Genomic DNA, 20619 nt, shown 5'->3' with positions numbered 1-20619 from the left:
ACGGACTATAGCACCGCCCATGGTTAAAAAAAGGGTACGGCGCGGGAATCCATAGGAAAACCCAGCCGCCATTAAACGTTATGACAATAATTTAAGCGTGAGGAATCGTTTCGCCCGTATGCAGGGTGGTTTTTTCCACCTGCGCGACCAGATCGGCCCGCAGGGCTTCGGCCAGGGTGTTCAGGGCGATGTCTTCTTCATAGCTGATATTCAGCAATTCGGATGATGAATAATGCTCCCCGCGCACGATCCCCAGCAGACCATCGACCATGATACCGATGCGACGGTAAAAACGCGCGGTCCAGCTTTCGTTCCGATCATATTCACGATAGGCCTTGGCCACATCCAGGCCAATTTGTAACAGAATGCCCTTGAACGCATCGATATCGCGTTGCTGGATTTTTCCGGATGGCACCACGTGTGACAACATCAAAACAGTATTGCGGCATTCCCCCGGAACAGTATCCAGATGTTCGCCCCAATTGCGCCAATCGGCACGGCGGGCAAAGGTTTCGACCATCACTTCATGCACGAAAGCGGATTCATACATGCCCTTGGCCTGTGCCTCGATCAAATCGTGCAGAACTTTTAGTTCTTCGGCATCCGATTTTTGTTCACCCTGTGAATCGCTGCTGCTGACAAACAAGCCTGCGCGATAGGGCAACGCGACCAAAAGGTCGAGGTCATGTCCGTTAAAATGCTCCAGATAGGCCATGGCTTTGCCCTTTCCTTCCGATTAGGCGGCGTTGGGTTCACGCGCTTTGAACAAACGGCCTTCAAGATCCAAGGCCTCGGCCAAACGATCAAGCGCGGCCTGTTCAGCATCTGAAATATTCAGGATTTCATCGAGTGAGCGCGGAGGGCGCCCCGTCATCATTGAGCGCACCTTTTCAGAAACCAGCCGCGTATAAACATTCACGCGCCCAGACAAACTGTCATCCCCGTTTTCGCGATAGGCCAGCGCCACATCGGTCGCAATTTCCATCAGGTTCTGTTTGAAGGATAAAAATTCCTTGCGATCCAGATGATCGGCCAGCAATTGCACCGCCTTGCGGCATTCCTCGGGCACCAGATCAATGTCGCGGTTCCATGTGCCCCACAAATTTCTATGCGCGACCGTTTGCTCCATCAAAGCTTGAACAAATTCGGATTTCAAAAAATCTTCGGCAAAGCCGGTGACAATCTCATGCAGGGCTTGCATCTCGGCCTCATCGGCATCGCCACCGCCCGTGGAATCACATTGGCTGAGCCACAATCCTGTACGATAGGGCAACGCAATCAGCAAAGCTTGTTGGTCTTCAGAAAATTGGTCGAGCATTGGTGGCCATCCCCCATTCAGTGTAGCTCTTCGATTCTACCATAAAATGCTGGGAATAAAACCGCATACAAAAAGCGGCGAAACCCGTGGGCTCCGCCGCTTTTTATTAAAATACGAATTATCGCGCTTACGCGGCCTTTTTCATGGCTTCCTGCACGGCCTGCCCCAGGCTGGCCGGGCTGTCGGCGACAACGAAACCGGCGGCCTTCATGGCGGCGATTTTGGCCTCCGCCGTGTCGGCACCACCGGAGATAATCGCCCCGGCATGGCCCATACGCTTGCCCTTCGGCGCGGTCACACCAGCGATGAAACCAGCGATCGGCTTTTTGTTCGGCAGGGATTTGTAATATTCCGTCGCGTCAACTTCGGCACTGCCACCGATTTCGCCGATCATAATGATGGCCTCGGTTTCCGGATCGTCGTGGAACATTTTCAGGCAGTCGATAAAGTTGGTGCCGTTGACCGGATCACCACCAATACCGATACAGGTGGATTGCCCCAGACCCGCCGCCGTGGTTTGCGCCACAGCTTCGTAGGTCAGCGTGCCGGAACGGGATACGACGCCAATTTTACCGCGTTTGTGAATGTGGCCCGGCATAATGCCGATTTTGCATTCATCCGGCGTGATAATGCCCGGGCAGTTCGGCCCGATCAGGCGGGTGTTCGACCCATCCAGCGCACGGCGCACGCGCACCATGTCCAAAACCGGAATACCTTCGGTAATGCAGATGGCCAGATCAATCCCGGCATCAATCGCCTCCAGAATGGCATCCGCCGCGAACGGTGGCGGCACATAGATCACGGATGCATTGCATCCCGTTTCCGCTTTGGCCTGAGCCACCGTGTCAAACACGGGCAGGTTCAAGTGTTTCGTGCCACCTTTACCCGGCGTCACACCACCCACCATTTTCGTGCCGTATGCAATGGCCTGTTCCGAGTGGAACGTGCCCTGTGCCCCGGTGAAACCCTGGCAGATCACTTTTGTATTTTTATCGACAAGAACGGCCATAAGCCTACACTCCAAAATTGTTTACAGGTTCGTTTCGATTATTGCGCCCCAATTATTGAGCGGGCGCTTTCTTCTGCATCTCGGCAATCACGGCATCCATCACGGCTTTTTGAATCGTCGGCATGACTTCATTCATATAAGCCGGCATTTTCTTCATGATCGATTTGCCTGTGGCCGACGTATAGAAATCAGCCAAAGCATTGATTTCGTCGACCGTGAAATGCTTGGCCATGGCGTCGATCATCACCGCATCCAGATTGGCGGCATTCACGGCACCGCGAATGGCGGCAATATCCGATTCGGTCAGATTGATTTGATCGTTGGATTTGAATTGATCCAACATTTCATCAACCATTTTCTGGGACGGGACGGCATCAACGTAACGCTTGGCCGCCGCTGTGGTTTCCGCAGTTTGGGCCATAGCAGGCGTGGTGGCCAGCATGATCGCCAGAACGGATAAAGACAGGATTTTTTTCATGATCAGATCCCTTGATAATTAAGCGGCCAGCGCTTTATGGGTTGCATCCACGACCTTCTGGGCCGCATCGGCCAGATTGTCGGCGGACGTGATCGGCAAACCGCTTTCGCGCAGGATTTTCTTGCCCTGCTCGACATTGGTGCCTTCCAGACGGACAACCAGCGGAACCGACAGCGACACTTCCTTCGCCGCGGCAATAATGCCGTTGGCGATGATGTCGCATTTCATGATGCCGCCAAAGATGTTGACCAACACGCCCTTCACGTTCGGATCGGACAGAATGATCTTAAAGGCCGCGGTCACACGTTCCGTCGTGGCACCACCGCCAACGTCCAGGAAGTTGGCCGGTTCGCCACCATACAGCTTGATGATGTCCATCGTGGCCATGGCCAGACCGGCACCATTGACCATGCAGCCAATGTTCCCGTCCAGACGGACATAGGACAATTCCCAATCCTTGGCCAGACGCTCGTTCTCATCTTCTTCGGCTTCATCGCGCAGATCGGCAATGTCCGGGTGACGGAACAACGCATTGTCATCGAAGTTCAGTTTCGCATCCAGCGCCATCACTTCGTTTTTATCGGTCACGATCATCGGGTTGATTTCAACGATCGAGCAATCCATGTCCACGAACGCTTTGTACAGGGACATGAAGAATTTTTGCGCGCTCTTCAGCGCATCACCGGACAGGCCCAGGCCAAAGCCCAGCTTGCGAGCGTGGAAGCCCTGCATGCCCGTCACCGGATCAATCGCACAGCGAATGATTTTTTCCGGGTGCGTTTCGGCCACTTCTTCGATATCCATACCGCCTTCGGTGGACACCATGAACGTCACGCGGGACGTTGCACGGTCCAGAACGACCGAGCAGTAATATTCTTTTTGAATGTCCACGCCGTCTGTGACGTACAGGCGTTGAACCTTCTGACCATCCGGACCGGTTTGCTTGGTCACCAGAGTTTGGTGCAGCATCGCCTCGGCAGCGTCCTTCACATCATCAACCGTTTTGCACAGACGGACACCGCCCTTGCCTTCCGGATTGTTTTTGAATTTACCGGCGCCACGGCCGCCCGCATGGATTTGCGATTTCACAACATACAGCGGACCGGGCAGTTGTTTCGCCGCGGCGWCGCCCGCCTCGGCCACTGTCATGGCTGGAATGCCCTCGGGCACCAGAACGCCGTATTTTTTCAGCAGGGCTTTGCCTTGATACTCATGAATATTCATTTGGACCCCGTTTGGATCAGGTGGGTTATCAGACTAACCCGAAAGATTTACCACCCGGCCCCTCTTTTGCAAAGCCGCAAACCCTGCTTCACACGGCTGTCCCCGGCTATCTTCCTGATGAAATAGATAAAATTTTAATAAAACTTGATCTTTTAACATAATATTATTCGTTTTTGTGCATGATGGGGGCGTGTGAGTACACCTCGGGGGATATGAAGTGGCAGAATCAGGCCAAACACCGAACCAAACCAACGCTGTATATGATGTCGAACGCGGCACCTATCGCCGCATCTTCAATGAATCGACCACGACAATCGGCATGAAGGGTGCCGAGGCTGATCGTGCGTTGTTCGACACCGCCCCCCTGCAATCAGCGCGTCGCGCGATGGAGCTGGATAATAATGCCGCCGAACAGGCGCAAGCGATTCAGGATGAAATCAGCAGCCCGATGGATGCGGCCGCAATTGATGACCTGGCCACCCAGACGGCCGACATAAAAGACATTCAAGCCACACCGTCGCCGCAAGGCCCCGCCCTGAATAATAATGTGGCGGCCGGTGCCAACACCGCGGAAAAACAAACGGTTGAAATCGAAGCGCTCAGCCCGATTTTTGAAGCGCAGGCCAAAACGCCGGATGCTCGCACCATCGCCGCCGAAAACGTGATGGATGCCGTTTATGAATCACAGCACGGGCACAAGGGGTTGCGCGAATTAAACGCCATGGAAACGCTGGCCGAACGCATGGGCACGACCGGCCCCGTCAACAACAGCGTCCGCGGCGGGCAAGCCCAGGCCGAGCAAAAAGAGAAAGAACGCGCCGCACAGGCGATTCGCTACAGCCAATATATTCGTCAGCTGGAAGAAAACGTTCGTCAGAACCAACTGGCTGTTGAACAAGCCCAAAAACGCTTGGATGAAGCCAACGAACGTGTCGCGCAGGCAGAACGCGAAGTAGAAGAAGCCGAACAAAATGTCCAAGTGGCAGAACAGCGCGTCGAACGCCTGAGCGAAGAGGTTGTTGTTCTGGATCAAAAGATCGCGGAGAACGCGGAACAGCGCGCAATCCTGGAGGCCGAGGGCGAACAGCTGAACGGCCAGATTGAGGTTCTGAAAGAGCAGGAAGCCAACACCCAACAAGAAATCAACCAGATCGACGCACAAATGACCGTGTTAGACGGTCAGATGGCCGCGAACGATGCCATGGTTGAAACCAACCAGCAGATCCTGGAAGAAAATCTGGAAAAATTGAATACGGCCAAAGAAGAGCAGATGGCCGTTGCGACCGATAACTCCGAGGTCTTCCGCCGCCTGAACGCGATGGAAGCCAACGCACCGCGCGACCCGGAAAATGGCGACAAGCTGTTCGTCAACGAACAAGGCCAGATCGTCAACCAAAACGGCGATGTCAAAGACATCGCCAAGGATGATCTCGAAAACGCAAACGCCCTGACCTCTTTCGAACGCTACAGCAACCTGAAAGAAAAAAGCGGCGACAACCTTGGCAAGTTCATCGACAAAACCGTCGAAATTGACGACGCCAAAACGCAAGCCGAACAAGCGCAAAATACCGTCAATGAAAAAACAGCAGAAAATGAGCAACTGAACGAACGCCGTGTCAGCCTTGAAGAACTGCGCGGTTACTACGAAGAAGGCATGGTTGGCATTCGTCAGGAAATTGGCAGTTTGAAAGCCGACCTTGCGAAAAACCAAACAGAATTGCAAAACGTTGTTAACGCTGGGGAAGTCCTTGCTCAGGAGAAACTGAAGAAAGTTGAAGAGCTGGGAATTGCAAAAGACGACCTGGCCCAAGCCAAGGCCGATCTGCTCGAAAAACAGGGCAACCTGACCGCCGCGCAACAGGAACAACTGGATGCGATTAAAGATTTGGAACAAGCGCAAAAAGATCTGGCCGAGTCCCAGCAAAAACTGGAAAACGCCAACAACAGCGCCGATGCCCAAATTGGCCAAATGAATGATTATCAAGCCTGGCTTGAAAACACCGACACACGTGAACAGATTTTGAGCCAGCAAATCAACCGCACGCAAATTCTGGATAAAACGCCGGAATCCCTGCGCACCTATGTCTCGACCTCCATGGACAACACCAAGCGTCTGATCGACGAACGCTATGGCGTCGCGCCGGAACGTGAAATGGTGGCATCGACCGGCAACGATACCGCGACCAGCCGCGTGGGCACATCCGCTGCGAAATCGGACATTGATCCGGGTATGGATATGAACAGTGCTTTTGCCGCCGCTGCCAGCCCGAACCAACCGGCCGCCGCGACGCCGCAACTGCCGGGCGCGGATATGGACATGACCGAACAGACCCGCCGCGCGGCCCTGAACGGCCAAAGCATGAGCATGGGGATGGCGTGATATTAAGGCCGGAAAAGTTTGACAAAACAGGGGCTTTTTCGATATTATGGGGGCAATCACAGACAGGTAGAGCCTGACAAAGGCCCCAATAAATAGAATAAAAACAAGGGTGTAGGACTATGGTGGTAGATACAACACAAAACACAGCCCAACCCGCCCCCGTACAAAACGGGGTTGATCCGCGCAAGCTGGCGCAAGGCGGGCCGCAAGCCGCCCCGGCCATGGGGTATGGCCAGCTCGGATTCCTGCAACAGGTTCTGGCCCAAATCCTGATGTATTTCATGTCATTCCTGGACCCCGAAAACGGCGGCCAAACCGGGCTGAACAAATTGTTCGCCGGCGTCATGGGTATGGATGACACCCAGTATCGCGGCTGGCGCAATGATGTGAAGGCGCATGGCGGCGAATGGGAAAGCCGCACCGATTTCAGCAAGACAGATTTCAGCAAGGCCCGTGCCATTGCGCTCAACCCGCCGGAAAACCTCTTGGACCTGATCGCCACGGGCGAGCACAGCCGGAAAAATAACGAAACCGGCCAATCCTACAACACCGCCTTTGGCAACCGCCATGTCAACTTCACCGGCATGACCGTGAACGAGGTTCTGGCCTGGCAAAACAATGACCCGGGCAACTCGGCTGCGGGCCGTTACCAGATTATCGAGAAAACCCTGCGCGGCCTGAAAAGTGAAATGGGCCTGAGCGGGAATGAAAAATTCGATCAGGACATGCAGGATAAAATGGCTGGTGTTCTGATGGAACGCCGCGGCCTGAGCAAATTCCTGAACGGTGACATGAGCGAAAGCCAATTCATGCGCAATATGTCCATGGAATGGGCATCCTTGCCAAAAGATATGGCTGGGAAAAGCTATTACCATGGCGATGGACTGAACAAGGCCCACGTACCGCCGCAAGCTGTTGTCGCCGTCTTGCGCGCCGAACGGGAACAGCAAGTGGCCAATAACCTGACCCGCGAGACGGGCAGCGCCGCCAACAAATACGACCCGGATGGCGCCGTGAAGGTGTCTGCGCAACCCGTCAGCCTGGCCTTCGCCAAACCGGCCCAAGGCATCGACGCCGCACAGGATCAAACACCCGATCCGCAACGCCCAGCCCCGGTTATTCCGGCCCTCGCTATTCAATAGGGCCATCCAATAACGGACCCAAAAATATTCAAAAAACCCGCCAATCATCGGCGGGTTTTTTATTTCTTAACGTCTAGAGTTTACAATAGTTCGCAGATCGAAAAAAAAGAATTCAACAAAGGGGAAGCAACCGCCGCATTCATCAGAGTACACGCCCATGGCAAAAGACAAAGACACCGAACCCACCGCCCCACCGAAATCGATTGATTTCGCACCCGCGCGTGCCGTGGTTCAGGATGGCGGTGTTATCACCCCCCAATCCCTTCCCAACGATTTAACCGACCGTCAGGCCCGCGTCATGAGCGTGTTGCCCGATGCCGCCGCCGCCAGTGGCGTCGCGCCGGAATTGCTGGTCGGGATGTGGGGCCGCGAAAGTGAATTCAGCACCCATACAACCATGACCAGCCCCACAGGCGTGAAAGGTGATTTTCAGGTCAGCCGTGTGGCCGTTGTTGAAACGCTGGCCAAAAACGGCGATGAAATTGCCGAGCAGTTGGATGCACAAGGCTTGAAAAAACAGGCCGACAAAATCGAAAAAATCCACGACAAAGCCAAGGATATGGACGGGCCGGAAATCAGATCCTATGCCCGGGACAACGGGAAACTGATCGATTCCTTGCGCGCAGAAGCGCCGGAGGCCGCAACATACACCGCCGCATATTACAGCAAGGACATCGCCCAGAAACTGGACGTTGACCCCGCTGAACCCGACAGCTTCTCTATCGTTTATGCCGGTTATAATATCGGCCCCGGCAACGCGCAGAAATTACAGGACGGTAAAGCCGCATCCGGCTGGGAAGTCGACGCAAACAAGGGCATCGCCGGAAACAAATCCGCAGACAAGCAGATCTCATCCTATGAAAAGGCGATTGAGAAGAAGCTGGAAGACCCCACGGGTCAGAAAATGCTGTCCATCATCGAAGATGTTCAGGAACAAGCCTGCCGTCCCGGAAAAAGCGCCGCCGCAACATACGCGCCCGAAGGGGAATTGCGCGCCAATATACCGGAATTGCGCACCGCGTTTTCTATTGCGACCCTTGGCGACCATCAACACAACGACACAACGATGGACCAGCAGCTCCGCCCATCGCCCGCCGCCCCATTAACACCGGGCGCATGATTTTTACGGTTGAGTCTTTGGCGCGATTGATCTGTTTCGACCCAGCGCCCGATCCACGGCATCCAATGCACCGACATCAATACGGCGATAATTTTCGCACCACGCCAACAGGGTTTGCGTTTTTAATGACCCACGCCATGCAAGAATATCGTCTTTCTGGCTTTTCAGGGATTGAATGCGATCAAAAATCCCCGTTTTTCCATTCACAGCATCGCACATTTTTATATGCGTTTCCGCGTGATCCAGCATGCGATTAATAGCCTTACGCACACCCATTCGCACACCATCAATCGTTACAGAACCAGCCGTGAAAAGACGTTCATGCATCGGTCCAAACATATCCGGTACATCATTGACCACACGGCGGACATGATCAAATCCGTGCTCATGGCTTGTGGCCCACATACGATTTAAAGCCGTTAAAAAATTATTCGACCCATACAGCGTCAGGCCAAACGACAACAGCTCGTCATAATTTTCGTTGCACACGGCCTTGCAATGATTGATCAGAGCATATTGATCGCCCACCATGTCATCCAGCGCAAAAATATAACGGTCCAGCGCCATATCCATCAATCCGCGTGGATCATCGGCGCGCATCCAGCGGCGCACATCGCCCTCAACCGCCCCCATCATGGCCGACATATCAACCGCACCTTCGGCAATCTTCAACACATGCAACCCCGTATCACCGTGGGCATCCATCATCCAAGCGGCGCATTCATGTTCCATGCGCAATCGATCTACGGCGCGACGACGATCCGAGCGGTTGGCCGCGGTGTTCTTAGCCAGATCGTGTAAGATTTCGACCATGACACGCGGTAAGGGGGAATGAGCCTTCTCATCCTGAAGATCCAGTGGATGACAGCGCAAGGCGGCGCAAAAATCTTCAATCGTTTTACGCCCGGGGCGGATGCTGCCCTGCTCCAGCGCCATATAGTGTTCGGCCTTTATACCCATCGCCGTCGCGGCCTGTTCCGGCATCATGCCGGCCTTTGCCCGCACCCGTTCAAATCCGGTGGCATAGACATCGTTTGACAATCGCCCAGCGCAATTGAATTTACGCTTCACCAGATCCGGCGGAAGCGACGAATGATCGACATCTTTGTGAATATGAACGTGTCCCACGGCCCTGCCTCTTATTTTTATTATTATGTCTAAACACTGCCCAATTTCACCCGATTTGGCAAGAAAAAGGGGGCTGATAAAGCCCCCTTTCCCCTAAAAACCCTTAAAAACCTGCGATTAAGCCGCTTTTTCCATGGCGGCAACCAAGCTTTTCACCGCGCTTACGGAATGATCGAACATGGATTGCTCTTCGGCGTTCAATTCGATCTCAACGATCTTCTCAACACCGTTTTTGCCAATCACAACCGGCACGCCGATATACAGACCTTTCACGCCATACTGACCATCCAGACGGGCCGCACACGGCAGAACGCGGCGTTTGTCTTTCAGATAGCTTTCCGCCATGGCAATCGCGCTGGACGCCGGGGCATAGAACGCGGAACCGGTTTTCAGCAGGTTGACGATTTCGGCACCGCCATCACGCGTGCGCTGAACGATTGCGTCCAGTTTCTCTTGCGTCGTCCAACCCATTTTCACCAGGTCAGGCAGCGGAATACCGGCCACGCTGGAATAACGCACCAGCGGAACCATCGTGTCGCCGTGCCCACCCAGAACGAAAGCGTTGACGTCCTCAACCGACACTTTGAATTCTTCGGCCAGGAAGTGACGGAAGCGTGCGGAGTCCAGAACGCCAGCCATGCCAACGACTTTGTTCGCCGGCAGACCGCTTGCGCGTTGCATCACTTCAACCATTACATCCAGCGGGTTGGTGATGACGATAACAAATGCGTTCGGTGCATATTTTTTGATGTTCGCGCCAACCGTGTTGATCACACCGGTGTTGATGCCGATCAGATCGTCACGGCTCATCCCCGGTTTACGCGGTACGCCGGCCGTCACGATCACAACGTCGGCATCCTTGATCACTTCGTAATCGTTGGAACCGGAATATTTCGCGTCGAACCCTTCGACCGGGGCGGCTTCTGCAATGTCCAGAGCCTTGCCCTGCGGCACACCTTCGGCAATGTCGACGATGGCGATATCGCCCAGTTCTTTCATGCCCGCCAGCAAGGCCAGCGTACCGCCGATTTGTCCTGCACCCACCAGGGCGATTTTATTCCGTGCCATAATATAAAGACTCCCTTTGTCGTTCCATTTGGTAAGAAAAACCTGATCACAGACATAGCCCCTTCGGGCACGACAAACAAGGGCAAGGGCGCAAACAAGCCCCCGCACGCTTACGGCACGTTTTACAGAATGTTTGAATGGGGATTAGGCCGCTTCCAGCCCAAGGAATTCCAGTTGCCAGCGCAACTCGTCTTCATCCATCGGATAATCGGTCCCCCCTTTGGGGTACAGCAATTGGCGCGGCGGGACGCGGCCAATATCCTGCTGCAGGCGGAGAGCCATGCGCATGCTCAACCCCGCCTTCCACGACAGGGCGACAATGGGCTTGGGTGCGCGCAGGGCGAAAACGCGGCGCACATCGGCCAGCGTCACCCGGCCCATGATGCTGATCGCGGCATAGATAAAATCATAATCCTGCATCGCCAGCGCATCGGACAGCATATCTTCGTCCAGGCGCCCTTCGCGGGCCATGCGGGACGCATAGGCATATTGTTCTTCTTCGGACTTCACCGAGTTGCCGTCCGGTGATCCGCGCCGGTCCGGTTCATCGGCGGAAGCATCGACAATTTTATCATCCGACTGGTTGGCGGCGTAGCCAAGGCGGCGTTTAAAGGCCGTGGCCACCTCCTCCGTCGTGCGGCGGTCAAACTTGCCGCTGCGGACCAGAATCAGACGAACGGATTCATTGGCAAATTCCGCCAGCTTCTCCGCCATCTCGGGTGGTAATGTGCGGTGGTCGGCCAACGACCGTTGCCATTCCGGCAAGTCGCGGGCCCGATCAATAATCTTTTGCAGCAGGCTGGGGCCAATGTCCGCGCCCTTGTTTTCGATCAGGGTTTTTCCGGCCTCCGTACTCCCGTGTTCGATCACAGCAACGGACACATCGCCGCTGATGCTGTCACGTCCGGCGATCGCCTCGGACGCCCAGCCCTCCGGATGCATTTTCAGAATATCGATCAAGACGTCGTCCGGAACGGCCGCACAAAACCGCAAGATCGGTTCCGCCACGGTTCGTTCCACGTCCCGTGCCAGAGTCGAAACGACGGATGGCGGGGCATAGGCTTTGTCCTTCAGCGTCGCCGACAGCGCCTTACGAATTTTCAGAACTTCGTCCAGCGCGAGCAGACCGAGAGTCTGAACCGCGTGCGCGTAAAGCGCCGCCTGCTCCTCATGACTCAGGTTGGGCAGAAGACGGACCAGACGTTCGGCCAGAGCCAGCCGGACATCCGCACTGGAGTCGCGCGCGATCAACAAACTGGCTTGCAAGGGGGTTGAATGGTTTTCGGCCACGGCATGACGCACGTCATCGGACGGATCGGTCTGGGCCAGATAATAGAGAATTTCAGGATGCGTTTCCGGGTTTCTGGCAATGGCCATCCGTTCATCCAACGACCCGGATCGGGCTTTTTGCTTTTCAATTTCGTAACGCGCATCGTTCCGCGGGGCAGACGCCGGCAGAGTATGTGTTTTGTCGTTCTTTAACAAAAGCTTACGTATGAATGCAAACATCTTACACCAATGTACAGGAAAGACTTTCACAAAGATTTAAAGCCACAGACCCACCCCGACGAAAATAAGAGGGCAATTTTACAAACGCACGCAAAATATTGAATTACATACATTTTTCAATACACACACAATCACGCAATAATAAAGATACGCCACGAACCGTATTTGGCAAAAACGGGCTTTTCAAACGCGCCCGTCAGTCCGCACCGTATCGTTTTTATGCCATTCACTGACCGATTGGGCAGTACGGGCAAACCATTCCGTGCTTTGCATCTCAGTCAGGCGGCTGACCGTGCGTTGGAATTCAAACGCATGATCATGCCCGTGATAAAGACGATCCACCGGCGCATCCGCCGTGATGATCAACCGTGTTCCGGCATCATACAGCGCATCCACCAACGTCATCAGACGCACGGCTTCGTTCCGACGATCATACCCCAATTTCGCCACCCCCTCCAGCAGGATGGTGTGATAGGTCCGGGCGATGGTGATGTAATCCTCTGCCCCCAACGGGTGTTCGCACAATTCGGAAAAAGTGAACCGGGCAACCCCACGGGCGGTTTGCGTGACGGGCACGGTCCGCCCCCGGACCTCCAGCACATCCGGGTGCGCATCAACACCATCGGTCAGGTGGGCAAAAATCTGGTCGGCCCATTCATGGGCCGCGGACCCCAGTGGCGAAAAATATACCCCACTCGATTCCAGATATTGCAGCCGGTAATCAACCGGGCCCGACAGGGGCAAAATCTCCATCCGATTTTTCAGAAGGTCGATAAACAGCAAGAACCGATCGCGCTGCAGCCCGCCCTTGTACAAATCATCCGGGGCCCTGTTGCTGGTCATAACCACGGCCACACCCTGATCAAACAAGGCCGCAAACAACCGCCCCAGGATCATCGCATCGGCGACATTGCTGACATGGAATTCATCAAAACACAAAACCCGCACATGCCTGGCCAGATCATCGGCAAAGGCCAGCAGGGCGGAATCGCGCACATCATTATCCGCCTTGCCCGATGCGGCCAAGCGGCGATTATGCATAAAATCATGCACGCCAATCATGAAATCATGGAAATGAACCCGGCGTTTTTTGACGTCGTCCGGCAGGCTGGCAAAGAATAAATCCATCACCATGGATTTCCCCCGCCCGACTGGACCGTATAAATACAGCCCGCGGACCGGCGCAGCCTTGCGCTTTATCCCGAACCAACCCCGCCGGTCGGTACGGGACAACACGGCATTCGCCAGAATTTGCAGGGATTGGATGGCTCGTTCCTGATACGGGTCGGATTGGAACCCGTCCTGCGCAATACGCGATTGATACCGCTTCAGCAGATTGACCGGATCATGCACCATGGCGTGCCGCACGCTCTTTGCAAATGCGCCGAACCAGCACGATGGACATTTCGTACAAACCGATCAGCGGAATGGCCAATCCCACCTGGGAAATAATATCCGGCGGGGTTAAAACCGCCGCCGCGACGAAAATGACCACAATGGCGTATTTGCGGCGGCTAGCCAGCGTTTCCGCTGTGATCAACCCCGCCCGCGCCATCAACGACAATAAAACCGGCAACTGGAAACACAGGCCAAAGGCAAACATCAAGACCATCACCAGATCCAGATACTCGCTCACCCGCGCTTCCAGCTGGATCGGCAGGGCCGTTTCCGCGCCTGTACTTTGAAAACCCAGGAAAAACCGCCAGGCCAGCGGCATGATGAAGTAATAAACCAGCGCCGCCCCGGTGATAAACAACACGGGTGTCGCCACCAGATAGGGTAAAAAAGCCCGCCGTTCCCGCCCATACAGCCCCGGCGCGATAAATCCCCAGATTTGCACGGCCAGCACCGGGAACATCAAAAACAGCCCCCCGAAGAAAGAGATTTTAATATAGGTGAAAAATGCTTCGGTCAGATTGGTGTAAATCAGGCGTTGCGTATCGCCATCGCCCATGGCATCCGCCAGCGGCCGCACCAGAAACCCGTAAATATCCTGCACGAAAAAATAACAGAAACCCGTACCCGCAATAACGGCCAGAAAGCACCACATCAACCGATTGCGCAATTCGACCAGATGTTCGACCAACGGTTTGGGGTTATGGTCGGGTTCCATTTGTTCCGATTCCGGTGCCGGGGTCTGTGTTTGCGTCATTGTACACCCCCGGTTTTTTCGGCATCACGCTTCGCGGGAACGATATCGGCATCATCATCGGCATCGGCTTCATCCGTCACGGGTGCGGTGTGGGATGTGTGTTCGTTATATTTGCGCATTTCTTCCACATCGACGGCGCGCATGACATCGTCAAAATGATGCGTCAGGGCAAAGCGGATATGCTGCATCTTCCGAACCATACGGCCCAGCGACATCATCACTTTCGGAATGTCGGACGGGCCAATCACCAAAATCACCACCAAGGCGACAATGAACAATTCGGCCCAACTGATATCAAACATAGGGGCAGGTCCCGGTTATGGGGCAGCGTTTACGCAGGAAACGATCAGGACGGATCCTGATCGTTTTTCTTTTCGATCTTTTGCGGGGTGTCGTCCCCGTCTTTCAGACCTTTTTTAAAACTGTTGATTCCCTTGCCAATGTCTTCCATCAGGCGTGGCACGCGGCCCGCACCGAACAGCAGGACAATCACCAGAATAATCAGGCCGATTTGCCAGATACCAATGCTCATTCGTCGTCCTCATCTTCTTCATCGTCGTCATAGCCGTCTTCATCATCTGAATCATCGGCATCTTCATCTTCGTCATCGTCGGAATCGTCGTCAGAATCAGATTCTTCATCTTCGTCGTCATCATCGGATGCGGCGGCGGCAACGGTTTCGGCCTTTTCTTCGTCCATGTCATCAATCATGGCGGAGAGTTCTGCATCGGCTTCTTCGTCTGTTTCCGGGCTTACCGCTTCTTCTTCGTTGAAGTGCGCTTCGAACCCGCCTTCTGATTCTTCATCATCTTCGTCTGCATCGCTCAGCGTCTTGGCATCATTCTCCTCGATCTGGTCGAACAGGTCGGGGGCAATGTTTTCAATCGCCGGACGACGGTCCAGCAAGCCGGACGCCTTCAGATCATCCAGACCCGGAAGTTCGCTCAACGTTTCCAGACCGAAATGGTCCAGGAAGCTGGCTGTGGTGACCCAGGTCAGCGGACGGCCCGGCGTTTCGCGGCGACGGCCCGGTTTAACCCAACCGCATTCCATCAGAATATCCAGCGTCCCCTTGGCAATCACAACACCACGAATATTTTCAATTTCCGCGCGGGTGACCGGCTGGTGATACGCCACAATGGCCAATGTTTCCATGGCCGCACGGGATAACGGGCGGCGCACTTCGCGTTTCAGCAACAGCGCATCATTCAGATCATCCGCCGTCCGGAACGCCCAATGGCCGTCCATTTCCATCAGATGAACGCCGCGCGTCGCGTATTCTTCTTTCAGCTTCATCAGCATGCCACCCACATCGGAATCCTCCGGCAGGCGTTCGCGCATTGCGCTCATGCTCAGCGGTGCGGGCGATGCGAACAGCAAGGCTTCCAAAATACGGATGGTGTCCAGCGGACCGGCTTCCTCGACCTCACCCTCAACAGCTTCAGACTCTTCGTTCGCGCCGTCGTCATCGGATGCCATCACAACATCATCTGACATTTCATCATCCGATTCGGCGTCGAAATCGACAGCATCATCCTCATCAACCTCTTCGCCTGCGGACAGGTCGGCCTCAACGGCCTCGGCGATATCTTCAATGGATTCGATATCCTCGGCATCATCCTCATCCATGGCTTGGGCCATGATTTCGGCAACGCTGGCCATCGTGTTATCGCTGATCATTTCTTTCTGATCGTTGTCATCCATGCTCATTTTTATACTCCCGCTTCGGCGTAACTGGTTTCGGATTCGCCATCAAATCCATCGGCGGCATCCGGGTTGCTGTCTTGTTCAATATCGTCGGACGGTTCGGAATCCGGGCCACCGACGCGGTCGCGATCAACAAACGTCGCGCGCATATAAATCGGGCGGAACAAACCATCCTGTTTGATTTCGACCTTGCCCTGCTTCACCAATTCCAAACCGGCGGTGAAGGTGGACGCCATGGACGAACGGCCATAGAGAGGATCCTTGATCTTTTCCGGCATCAGGCTGCTCATCGTGACCCAGGCGCTGTACGGGCCCTTGCGTGGTAATTTGCCCAGCATGGTGCCAACACGGTCCAGCGCCTCTTCCATCGTCATGACGGAGAAGACGGGCAATTCAAACGTTGCAAATTCCTGACGGCGGCGAATATCGCCATAAGCCTTCAGCAAATCGAACAGCGTGATATCCCATGTGATATCGGTTTTCACGCCCAACCCTTCGGGCATACCGCGGGTATAGATACCATTGCCCAGATACGGACGACGGAACAGCGCATTGGCCGCGTTCTTCATCGATTCCAAACGACGCAATTGGAATTGCAGGGCTTCGGCCATCTGGTCGGCGGAGGGTTCGTTACCCTTGGATTCTTCACGCGGCAACAGCAGGCGTGATTTCAAATACGCCAACCATGCGGCCATCACCAGATATTCAGCGGCCAGGTCCAAATTCATCGCCTTGGCGCGATCCATGAACACCAGATATTGGCGCGTCAATTGCAGGATCGAAATTTTCGCCAGATCGACCTTCTGGTCGCGGGCCATGACCAGCAGGACATCAATCGGGCCTTCATACCCGTCAATGTTCAGCAGCAATTCATCCGGGTTATATTCGCCCGGTTCCGCGCCGTCGCGCGGCGGATCTTCTTCAAACCCGATCACGTCATCCAATTCTAAACCGGAATCGGCGTCCATCATTTCATCAGACATGCAATCCCCCATACGCAACATTCGGGCCCTGGCCCGATGTGGGCAGGCTGCGGTTATAACGGCGCACCGCATCCGCGGTCATCACCGGAATGGCCGCGGCCACGTTTTTCATTTCATCCATCTTGCCACTGCAATGCAGGACGATATCGCACCCGGCATCCAGCGTGGCTTTTGCGCGCACGCCCATATCACCGATACGACCCAGCGCGTTCATGACGATATCATCGGTCAGCAACAGACCATCAAAACCCAATTGTTGACGGATGACACCGCCGATCAAAGCGGGCGAACAGGTCGCGGGCAGGACATTATCAACCGCATCATAAACAATGTGCGACACCATGCCCCAGACCGCATCAACGAAATCCTGTTTCAACAAATCGCGATAGGGCAGAAAATCGACCGCTTCCAAATCCGCCATTGCGGCCTTGACATGCGGCAGGTCGAGGTGGGAATCAAGCGTTGCACGCCCCTGCCCCGGCATGTGTTTAATCACCGGCACAATACCCTTCGCCAGATAGGCGCGGCAGGATGCGATGGCCCGTTCGGACACAATCGCGGCATCATTCGAAAACGCGCGATCACCAATGGCGGCATGCGTATCATCAAACAATACATCCAGAACGGGGGCACAGTTTACATTAACGCCCATAGCATTCAGCGTATCGGCAATGGCACCGCTTTGGGCTGCAACGGATGCCGTATCCGGCAAATGCTGGGCCGCGATGGTGGCAGGCCAGTGTGGTTGGCGCAGGCGCGCGACGCGGCCGCCTTCCTGATCAATCAGAATCGGGACCTCTCGCCCCAACAAAGATTGCAGATCGGCGGTCAGCGCGCTCAATTGCGCCGGATCGGTCGCGTTGCGCGCGAACAGAATAAAGCCCAACGGATTAACCGTTTTGAAAAACGCACGTTCTTCATCCGTCAGGGTCGTGCCCGACAAACCAAAGATCGCCGCCAACGGCGCGTTATGCGGATCAACGGGCGACAACAATGCAACCCCCGGGACGTTTGGCGGTGATCGCCGCGCAAATGGATTTGGCCTGGTCCTGTTTCAACGGTCCGCCCTGAATACGGTAGAACACGCCCTTGGCCCCCAGATCGGCCTTCTGTACGCGCAATTCAACGCCACCCAATTGGGATGGGAATGCGGCCTGCATCTTCTTCCACTCGGCGCGCGCGGCGGCTTCATCCTTCACGCTGGCCATCTGAACGAAATGGGTTCCATCTTGCACCGCTTTTACAGCAGGTGCAGCGGCACCGGCGGCGGGTTCGGTTGCGGCGACTTTGTCCTCAACCTTTTCCGCGCTGCGGATGTCGGTTTTTTTCTCCGGTGCAATCACCGGGGTCGGCATGCCGGCCGGTTTGGAATCTTCGACCGGTGTGACGGGCTCTTCGTCCGCAGTTTTTTCCAGTTCTTCAACCGCGGATTCTTTTTCCAGCACCGGGTCCGGTTTCGGCTCCGCGCTCAAATCATCATCGGCCATCTTTGCCACAGGCGCATCAGACGCATCCGCCATCTGTGTTTCCGGGGTCAATGTTTCGGTTTTCAGACCCGCGAACATTTGTTCACGCGTCATCGGCTCTTCCGGCGGGGGCAGAAGGTTTTCAACCTTGCTGGCGCCATCTTCCGCATTGTTGGCGGACCGCAGCGTGTCGAACAATGTGCTGTCGCGGTAGGGAATATCCATCCCACCCGGATCATCCGGCGTGGTTTTATAGGATGCGGATGCCATATCGGCATCGGCCTGCACCATCGGGACAGGGCGCGTCGGATCATCACCGCGCGGATAGCTGACCCAGAAGACAGCGAGAAGAATAAACAGCGCGCCCAACCCCATCAAAACGGTCAGGAACGGTGCGCGTGCGCTCAACCGCGTGCGCCCGTTTTCAAGCGCCCGCGCAATCCGGCCAAAGGGGTTTCCCCCTTCGGGATCATCAAATTCATCATGGTAGGTCATGGGCGCTACTTTAGGAAAACTGCGGTCTTTCCTCAAGCATTCCTTGAGTCTTATCCGCAGGGTTATATCCCCAAAAAATCACTGAAAAATCAGAGAGTTAGGAAAATCAGCGCAAATCCCAATGCAGGTCGAACAGGCGTTCATGCTCTTTTATGGCATATCGGTCGGTCATCCCGGCGATATAATCGGCCACAATCCGCGCCCGGGGGCGGATTCCGTCGGCCTTTTCCCCACCGACATCCTCGACCCGTTTTTGCCAATCCGGGGGCAACAAATGATATTCATCCATGAACGCTTCGTACAAATCACGGACCACGCGGCTGACCTTCATCCGCATGCGGCGGACGGTGTAATGGCGATACATGTTTTCGTACAAAAATTCGCGCAGGCCATCGACCTTGTCCCGCATGGGGTCGGAAAACGCGACCATGGCATGGCCGGCCATGCGCACATCTTCAACACTGGACGGGTTGAGGGCTTTTAAGCGACGGCGCGTTTCACTCAAAACATCTTCGATCATCACCCCGATCATTTCGCGAATGACTTCGAAAATGATAATTTTGGGTTCGCAATCCGGCCATTCGGCCTCAACCTGCGGGATGATATCAGCCAGCAACGGCACAGTGCGCAGATCGTTCAGTGTGAACAGGCCCGCGCGCAAGCCATCTTCGACATCATGGTTATTATACGCAATGTCATCGGCCAGTGCCGCCACCTGTGCCTCAACCGAGGCATAGGTGTCCAGGCGCAAATCCATCTGGTCATTCACCATCGTGACGGTGACGGGCAGGCCCGCCGATTCCGGCGTTTCGCCCTTTTTCAGCAACGGGCCATTATGTTTGGCCACACCTTCCAGCGTTTCCCATGTCAGGTTCAGGCCCGGCCATGCCGGATAACGGCGTTCCAGATGAGTCAAAACGCGCAGCGATTGATCGTTATGATCGAACCCGCCGACATCATTCATGCATTCGACCATCACATCTTCGCCCACATGCGCGAACGGTGTGTGGCCCAGATCGTGGGCCAGCGCCACGGCTTCGGCCAGATCTTCGTTCACGAACAACGCACGGGCCAGTGACCGCGCAATTTGCGCCACTTCAATTGTGTGAGACAGGCGGGTACGGAAATGGTCGCCTTCGTGATAGACGAACACTTGCGTTTTATATTTCAGGCGACGAAACGCGCTGCAATGAATGATCCGGTCACGGTCGCGCTGGAACGGGGTGCGGGTGGATGATTCGGTGGACGGGTAAATCCGCCCCGCCGTTTGGTCCGGACGGCAGGCATAGGCCGCCAGCGGCAGGGCACAGTAATTATAGGTGGCTTGGTCAGCGGCCAAATTGCTCATCACGCGATTATCCGTAACAGGTTGAAATTTCGGGTCAGATTAACGCGTTACAGGGGAATTGAAAATACCCCCCATGGCACTCTATATATAGT

General features: G+C 55.0%; 20 protein-coding genes. 3 read left to right on the top strand and 17 right to left on the bottom strand.

Features of this window, described 5'->3' with window-relative positions; translation table 11 throughout:
• Window positions 1–91: 91 nt before the first annotated feature.
• The 5 genes from A11S_RS02720 to sucC form a co-directional block, all read right to left on the bottom strand.
• The gene (locus tag A11S_RS02720) at window positions 92–715 is read right to left on the bottom strand and encodes a hypothetical protein (RefSeq protein WP_015466946.1); all 624 of its coding nucleotides are present in this window, start codon (window positions 713–715) and stop codon (window positions 92–94) included.
• A 21-nt stretch (window positions 716–736) separates the two neighbouring features.
• A complete protein-coding gene (locus A11S_RS02715; RefSeq protein WP_015466945.1) occupies window positions 737–1318 on the bottom strand; it encodes a hypothetical protein in 582 nt (193 codons plus the stop codon).
• Between the two features lie 127 nt (window positions 1319–1445).
• Window positions 1446–2327 carry a succinate--CoA ligase subunit alpha gene (gene sucD / locus A11S_RS02710; RefSeq protein WP_015466944.1) on the bottom strand — a complete coding sequence of 294 codons (882 nt, stop codon included), beginning with the start codon at window positions 2325–2327 and terminating at the stop codon, window positions 1446–1448.
• A 52-nt stretch (window positions 2328–2379) separates the two neighbouring features.
• Window positions 2380–2805: a DUF2059 domain-containing protein gene (locus tag A11S_RS02705; protein ID WP_015466943.1), complete on the bottom strand. Its 426-nt coding sequence runs from the start codon at window positions 2803–2805 to the stop codon at window positions 2380–2382.
• A gap of 18 nt (window positions 2806–2823) precedes the next feature.
• A complete protein-coding gene (gene sucC, locus A11S_RS02700; RefSeq protein ID WP_015466942.1) occupies window positions 2824–4029 on the bottom strand; it encodes an ADP-forming succinate--CoA ligase subunit beta in 1206 nt (401 codons plus the stop codon).
• A 217-nt stretch (window positions 4030–4246) separates the two neighbouring features.
• Here sucC and A11S_RS02695 point away from each other — a divergent pair, with 217 nt between their 5' ends.
• The 3 genes from A11S_RS02695 (at window position 4247) to A11S_RS02685 (ending at window position 8671) form a co-directional block, all read left to right on the top strand.
• The gene (locus A11S_RS02695; protein ID WP_015466941.1) at window positions 4247–6409 is read left to right on the top strand and encodes a coiled-coil domain-containing protein; all 2163 of its coding nucleotides are present in this window, start codon (window positions 4247–4249) and stop codon (window positions 6407–6409) included.
• 119 nt (window positions 6410–6528) lie between these two features.
• Window positions 6529–7551: a lysozyme family protein gene (locus A11S_RS02690; protein WP_015466940.1), complete on the top strand. Its 1023-nt coding sequence runs from the start codon at window positions 6529–6531 to the stop codon at window positions 7549–7551.
• Between the two features lie 157 nt (window positions 7552–7708).
• A complete protein-coding gene (locus tag A11S_RS02685) occupies window positions 7709–8671 on the top strand; it encodes a hypothetical protein (RefSeq protein WP_015466939.1) in 963 nt (320 codons plus the stop codon).
• A 3-nt stretch (window positions 8672–8674) separates the two neighbouring features.
• Here A11S_RS02685 and A11S_RS02680 read toward each other — a convergent pair whose 3' ends face one another.
• From A11S_RS02680 to A11S_RS02625, 12 genes are all read right to left on the bottom strand, one after another.
• Complete coding sequence (locus A11S_RS02680; RefSeq protein ID WP_015466938.1) at window positions 8675–9799, bottom strand: helix-turn-helix domain-containing protein; 1125 nt, start codon at window positions 9797–9799, stop codon at window positions 8675–8677.
• A gap of 117 nt (window positions 9800–9916) precedes the next feature.
• Window positions 9917–10867: a malate dehydrogenase gene (gene mdh, locus A11S_RS02675; protein ID WP_014102200.1), complete on the bottom strand. Its 951-nt coding sequence runs from the start codon at window positions 10865–10867 to the stop codon at window positions 9917–9919.
• 144 nt (window positions 10868–11011) lie between these two features.
• On the bottom strand, window positions 11012–12376 hold the full coding sequence (locus A11S_RS02670) for a DUF2336 domain-containing protein (protein ID WP_041802376.1): 1365 nt from the start codon (window positions 12374–12376) through the stop codon (window positions 11012–11014).
• A 183-nt stretch (window positions 12377–12559) separates the two neighbouring features.
• Entirely contained in the window at window positions 12560–13744 is a 1185-nt protein-coding gene (gene zapE, locus A11S_RS02665; RefSeq protein WP_235068026.1) for a cell division protein ZapE, read from the bottom strand.
• Window positions 13722–14528, bottom strand: a complete 807-nt coding sequence (tatC, locus tag A11S_RS02660; RefSeq protein WP_015466935.1) for a twin-arginine translocase subunit TatC — start codon at window positions 14526–14528, stop codon at window positions 13722–13724. The genes zapE and tatC overlap by 23 nt, the downstream gene beginning before the upstream one ends.
• Window positions 14525–14830: a Sec-independent protein translocase subunit TatA/TatB gene (locus A11S_RS02655; protein ID WP_015466934.1), complete on the bottom strand. Its 306-nt coding sequence runs from the start codon at window positions 14828–14830 to the stop codon at window positions 14525–14527. Before A11S_RS02655 ends, tatC begins: the two co-directional genes overlap by 4 nt.
• A 44-nt stretch (window positions 14831–14874) precedes the next feature.
• A complete protein-coding gene (gene tatA / locus A11S_RS02650; RefSeq protein WP_015466933.1) occupies window positions 14875–15060 on the bottom strand; it encodes a twin-arginine translocase TatA/TatE family subunit in 186 nt (61 codons plus the stop codon).
• Window positions 15057–16238, bottom strand: coding sequence for an SMC-Scp complex subunit ScpB (gene scpB, locus A11S_RS02645; RefSeq protein ID WP_015466932.1), 1182 nt, complete (start codon window positions 16236–16238; stop codon window positions 15057–15059). Before scpB ends, tatA begins: the two co-directional genes overlap by 4 nt.
• Before the next feature lie 2 nt (window positions 16239–16240).
• Complete coding sequence (locus A11S_RS02640; RefSeq protein WP_015466931.1) at window positions 16241–17218, bottom strand: segregation and condensation protein A; 978 nt, start codon at window positions 17216–17218, stop codon at window positions 16241–16243.
• A complete protein-coding gene (gene nagZ / locus A11S_RS02635; protein ID WP_041802882.1) occupies window positions 17211–18209 on the bottom strand; it encodes a beta-N-acetylhexosaminidase in 999 nt (332 codons plus the stop codon). The genes A11S_RS02640 and nagZ overlap by 8 nt, the downstream gene beginning before the upstream one ends.
• Entirely contained in the window at window positions 18196–19179 is a 984-nt protein-coding gene (locus A11S_RS02630; protein ID WP_015466929.1) for an SPOR domain-containing protein, read from the bottom strand. The genes nagZ and A11S_RS02630 overlap by 14 nt, the downstream gene beginning before the upstream one ends.
• Window positions 19180–19285: 106 nt before the next feature.
• Window positions 19286–20527 (bottom strand): deoxyguanosinetriphosphate triphosphohydrolase, encoded by a 1242-nt coding sequence (locus A11S_RS02625; RefSeq protein ID WP_015466928.1) that lies wholly within the window; start codon window positions 20525–20527, stop codon window positions 19286–19288.
• Window positions 20528–20619: the final 92 nt, after the last annotated feature.

Source organism: Micavibrio aeruginosavorus EPB, from assembly GCF_000348745.1.
GTDB classification, from domain to species: Bacteria; Pseudomonadota; Alphaproteobacteria; order Micavibrionales; family Micavibrionaceae; genus Micavibrio; species Micavibrio aeruginosavorus_A.
The sequence above is the reverse complement of the archived record's forward strand: the minus strand, read 5'-3'. Positions and strand labels throughout refer to the sequence as shown.